Source organism: Armatimonas sp., assembly GCF_964826245.1.
On record NZ_CBAYMC010000265.1, the window covers coordinates 1 to 5,489 of the forward strand.

Here is a 5,489-nt window from a genome sequence, read left to right on the forward strand (position 1 = left end):
AGCCGCGCCTCCGCATCGCGGGTGTTGAGAACCGCTTGCCGAACTTCCAGGGCAACCGCCTCTTCCGCTTGGCTCAGCGCCGCCTGAGCGGACTCTTTTTCCGCCTCGGCTTGCTGTCTTCGTGCACGGGCCATGCCACCATCACTCAATGGAACCGTGATCCCCACCGCGACTTGCGCAATATCCCGCACGGAGAGCGCTCCGGCATTGGGGTTGTACTGGCCCCCGAGGGAGATTCCCATGCTCGGCAGGAGACTGCGCTGTGCCAGCTTCACTCCCAGCTCGGAGGCGCGAATGCCTGCCCGCGCTTGCAGAAGCTCCGGGCGCTGCGCGAGAGCCTGGTTGCGGAGCACGACTTCATCGGCTTCGTTGGCGTCTGTTTTATTTGGAAGAGCAAGCTCGGCTAGCGAGAGTGCCGTCTCCAGCGGCAGCACGAGCTTGGTTGCCAGCGCGGCCCGTGCCAGCGCCACGCCATTCTCAGCTTGCAGTAAGCGCTGCTGAGCCTCCGCAAGCCCTGTCTGTGCTCGGAGCACATCCAGCCGAGGCGCGATTCCCGCACGCTGGCTGGCCTCGGCGTCTTTGAGGCGCTGCTGGGCCGTCTCTTGCGCTGCTTTTGCGACTTGCAGCAGGGCTTGCCCACGCGTTAGCTCGTAGCAGGCGAGCCGGACATCTAAGGATACCTCTTGGCGTGCCTTCTCCACCCCAAGCTGGGCGATAAGTTCGTCAAGCTGGGCCGCACTCTTGGCGGTGCTCAAGAGCCCTACGATGTCCAGAGGCAGGGTCGCGGAGGCGGCGTACTGCGCTTGTTCCAGATAGGCTCCCTGGATGGTCGCTGGCCCCGCTGCAAAGCGCTGCCCTCGATTGAGGCGCACTAAGTTGGCACTAACACCAGCGGTGGGGCGCAGTGCGGCCCTTGCCTCGGTCGTCTTTCCGGTGGCACGATGCAGGCTCGCCTCGGCAAGCTGAATGCTCCGGCTTCGGCTGAGCGCTTGCGCCACCGCCTGATCCACCGTGAGCAGCTGCGTTTGCGCCTGTGCGGGGAGCGTCGTCAGTAAGAGTAGCATTACAGCACTTGGTGCTGCAATGCGCCGTGCTTCGCCTCGGGTCAGCAGGGCATAGACACTTGGGATGACGATCATGGTGAGGAAAGTCGAGACAAGCAGCCCTGCGATAATCGCCCAGTCGAGTGGTGGCCAGAGCTTACTGCCCGAGTAGGCTTGTGGCAGGAGCGCCCCGACCGAGAGAAGCACTGTCAGTAGGATCGGGCGCAGGCGGCGGCGGCTGGCATCCACGAGCGCATCCGCCATGGAGATTTGCTGGTGGCGCTGCTCCTCTTGGGCGTAGTGAAAGACAAAGATCGTGTGGTTGGTCACAATTCCCCCCAGCGCGGCGATCCCTAGAAACGCCATGAAGCCAAAGTTCTGATGTGCGAGAAAGAGCCCCGGCACGGCGCCAATCACCCCGAGCGGCACGGAGGCCAGGATCGCGGTGACAATCGGCACAGAGTTGAACTGCACCATCAAGACCACTAAGTTAAAGACAAAGGCCACGGCAAAGACCACGATCATATTGACAAACGACTTATTTGCCTCTTCTTGCTCGCCGCCGTAGCCCAGCGCCACAGTCTCGGTGAGGGGCTGTTTTACCAGCGACACCTTGAGGTCATCGACAATGGCGGAGGCCAGACGAGAGCCATCGAGATAGGCGCTGACGGTGAGTGTCTGCTGCCCGTTGCGCCGGACAATGCGTCCCTCACCGGGGGTCAGCGCAAGTGTCGCCACTTGCTGGAGCTGGACGCCACCGGGCAGGTAGAGATCCCGCAGGCTCTCAGGCGACACCCGCTCCTGGAGCTCGCCACGGAGCTCGATAGGGATTTCCTTATCGCCCTCCCGCAAGAGCGAGACGACCTGGCCCGTGTAGGCAAGGCGCGCAGTCTGGGCCACCACCGCCGACGACAGCCCAAGTGCAGCGGCCCTGTCTTCATCCACGTTTACTTTAAGCTGAAGCGGGAGCTCACCGTAGCTATTATGGACACTATGCGTCCCTGCGATCCCATTGAGCCGGGCTTCCAGCTCTGTTGCCGCACGCCGCAGGCTCTCCACAGAGCTACCCGTCACGCGTACCGCAACAGGTGCCCCTACCGGCGGGCCTTGTTCGAGCTTTTTGGCCGTCACTCGCGCCTCAGGAACGGCGACTCGGGCGGCGCTCTGAACCGTAGCGACCAGTGGGCCGGTCTGCTCCAGGGTCTCTGTATTGACGATAAGCTGGGCGTAGTTGGCCGTGGGGGTCTCGGGCGAGATATTGTAGTAGAAGCGCGGCCCCCCCTGCCCGATATAGCTCACGAAAGAGACAATCCCTTTCTGCTCGGCTAAGAGCGCTTCCACTTTCTTGACGGCCCGCTCGGTGGCCCGAATATCGCGGCCTTCTGGGAGCCAGATATCTACGACAAACTGGTCACGCTCGGCGGGTGGGAAGAAGGCAAAGCCAAGCCTTGGGATCAGGGAGACAGCCCCAAAGAGCGCGAGTGCAGCGATTCCTACCACGACACCGGGCCGACGGAACGCGCTCTGCGCCAGGCTTGCTTTCCCCTCGCGGAGGGCGTCCACACCCCGGTCCAGCCCACGCTGGATCGCCGTTTTCTTTTCGTCGTGCCCCGCCCGCAGAAAGCGAAAGCAAAGCAGCGGTAGCACCGTGAGATTGAGCAGCACCGAGACCACCAGCGAGAGGGCAGTGACCAGTCCCAGATCGCGGACAAAGTCTCCCACGCCACCTGGAAGAAACGCCAGCGGCAGAAACGAGCTAATTGCCACTAAGTTCGCGGTGAGAAAAGGCCCCCGTAGCTCGTCGGCACCGAGAATCGCGGCCTGCTCACGAGCGAGCCCAGACGAGAGTTTCTCCTCGATGTTGTCTAGGACCACGATACTGTTGTCCACGACCAGAGCGAGGGCGATGATCAGCGCCGCGATACTCATCTGCTGGACCTCGCGGCCCGTGAGCCACATGGCCGCGAACGTGGCCAGCATCGAGAGCGGAAGCATCACCCCCACTAAGAGCGCCGAGCGCCAGCCCATGAAGGCGAGCATCACCAAGAAGATAATTCCGACGGCGAGGAGCAGCTCGTGAAAAAAGCCATCCACGCGGCGCTCCACGGACTTGGGGAGGTTATTCACCGTGGTGATCTTCGCCCCGGCGGGCAGTGCCAGCTTCCGGACGACTTCTTGGGCTTTCTTTCCCAGCTCGGAGATATTGCCCCCCTTGCGCATGGTTATGCTCACGCCCACGGAGGGAGCACCGCTGACCCGAAACAGAGAGCTGGGTGGGTCGGCAAAGCCCCGCGTGACCGTGGCGACATCGCGCAGGTAGACCGGCGCCCCTGTCTCCGACGCTCCCACGACTAGATTTTCCAGCTCGGCAAGCTCCGCGAGGTTTCCCGTGGGGGTCAGAGTCAGTCGGGTATCCCCTGCGGTGGCTGAGCCCCCCACGTCAGGTAAGACATTCTTGCGCGAAATCGCTGCCGCAATGCTATCCGTTGTCACAGCTCCACCCCGTGCCGCCAGCCGCTGGGATGAAAGCGCGACAGTGATGACTTCTTGCTCAGCCCCTAAGAGCTGCGTCTCCCCCACTTCAGGGAGAGGCTTGAGCTGGTCGCGGAGCTGCTTAGCGAGCACTTCGAGCTGGCATGAGCTGGCACCTGGCTGGGTCACGGCAAAGATCAGCGCAGACGTATCGGCAAACCTATCGTTCACGGCAACACTCACCACACCGGCAGGCAGCTGTGGCTTAAGATCGGCGCTACGCTTACGGAGCTGATCCATGAGCTTGTCGAGCGTGTCGGTCATCCGATCCGCTGCCTCCACTTGAATCACCGCAACACCGGGCCGCGATGTGGAAGTGACATTGCCCACATCATCAATCTCACGAAGCGTCCGCTCCAGCTTCTCGGTGACTTGCAGCTCCACTTGCGACGCCGATGCGCCCGGATAGAGGGCGACCACTTGTGCAAAGCGTCCTTTGAGATCGGGGTCTTCGCGGCGCGACATCGTAAAGAGCCCCGTAAGGCCCAGCGCCAGAACCAGAAGTGCCAGAAGCACCGTCACCGGGCGGTAGGCAAAAGCAAGCTTTGTCGGGCTCATTTCGTCCCTTCCCCTTTGATCTGTACAGACGCGCCCTCGGTCAGGCGCTGTGGGGTCGCGGCAAGCACTTCGCCACCCAAAAGTCCGGAGCGCACCGCCACTTGCTCACCCTGGACGCTGCCTGTGACAATATCCTGGCGCTTTGCCCTGCCGTCTTCCAGCAAGAAAACATACGACTTCTTGCCATCCGTCGCGACAGCTGAGACAGGTACAAAGACCGCGCTAGAGCGACGCGTCGGCGCAAGTGCGAGCCGGATGACCATGTTGGGCAAGAGCACCTCTCCCGGATTTTCGACGCGAACCTCGATAGCAAACGCCCGTGTCCGAGGATCGGCCTGGTAGCTGACGGTCTCAATCCGCCCTAAGAAGCGCTTTCCAGGCAAGGCATCTGCGGTCAGCGACACGCTCTGGCCGGGACGAAGTGCCAGCCGCCCCGCCTCAGGCACGGCAAAAGTAGCCTTCACGCGACTCAAGTCCCCTAATCTGGCAATCGGCGCTCCGGGCGAGACAAGCTGCCCACTCTCGGTGAGCTTGGCGAGCACGCGCCCCGCAAACGGCGCGACGATCCGGTGCTTCGCAACCAAGAGCTGCGCCTGCTCCACGCTCGCCGCCGCACGGGACTCTTGTGCTTTCAGACCCTCGATCTGCCGCCGGATGGTCTCTAACCGTGCAGGCCGCGTCCCCGCAACCCGGAGCTGTGCCTGCGCGGCGTCCTTCTGCGCCTGGAAACTCGCAACACCCGCACTCGCCTGCGCCACTCCCGCCGACGCGGACCGAATGTCTTCGTCGCGAGCCCCCTCTTTAGCAAGCGAGAGCCCCTGCTCAGCGGCAGTTTTGCGAGCCGCCGCCGCCTCTTGCGCTGCCTGCACTCGATCCAGCGCCTGCTGGCCGACCACACCCTCTTTCAGCAAAACGGCGATGCGATCCCGCTCTTTGGTGGCGAGCCGCTCATCCGCTTGCGCTTGTGCCAGCGCGGCCTCGGCCTGGAGCAGCTCTTGGGCTCGAGTGGCGGAGCGAGCCTTTCGCTCGCTCTGTGCTGCCTGAGTCGCCTGCGCCACCGCCCCACGCTCTCCCGCCTCGGCCTGCGCGAGCTGGGCTCGCGCGGCTTGCTGCCCCGCATCGGTCTCCACCACGGCCCGTGTATACTCCGCCTCTGCCTGCCGCCGCCCAGCCTGGCTCTGCTTTAGCCCCGCCTCGGCCTCGTGGAGTGTGGCAATCGCGACACTGGCATCGAGGTGTGCCAGAAGCCCACTCGCTTCCACGCGCGCTCCCACCGAGATCGGCAGAGCGCTAATCTTCGCCGCCACCTCCGAAGAAACTGTCGCGATGCGATACGGCTCGATCTGCCCACTAATC

Annotated in this window: 2 protein-coding genes; both read right to left on the minus strand. The window is 63.3% G+C overall.

The window, feature by feature from the left end:
• Nucleotides 1-4,133, minus strand: a 4,133-nt coding sequence (locus AC1XOS_RS19165) for an efflux RND transporter permease subunit (RefSeq protein ID WP_481963823.1), incomplete at its 3' end; no start/stop codon positions are given.
• Nucleotides 4,130-5,489: efflux RND transporter periplasmic adaptor subunit (locus AC1XOS_RS19170; RefSeq protein WP_481963824.1), on the minus strand; the 1,360-nt coding region annotated here is incomplete at its 5' end. The genes AC1XOS_RS19165 and AC1XOS_RS19170, both read right to left, overlap by 4 nt.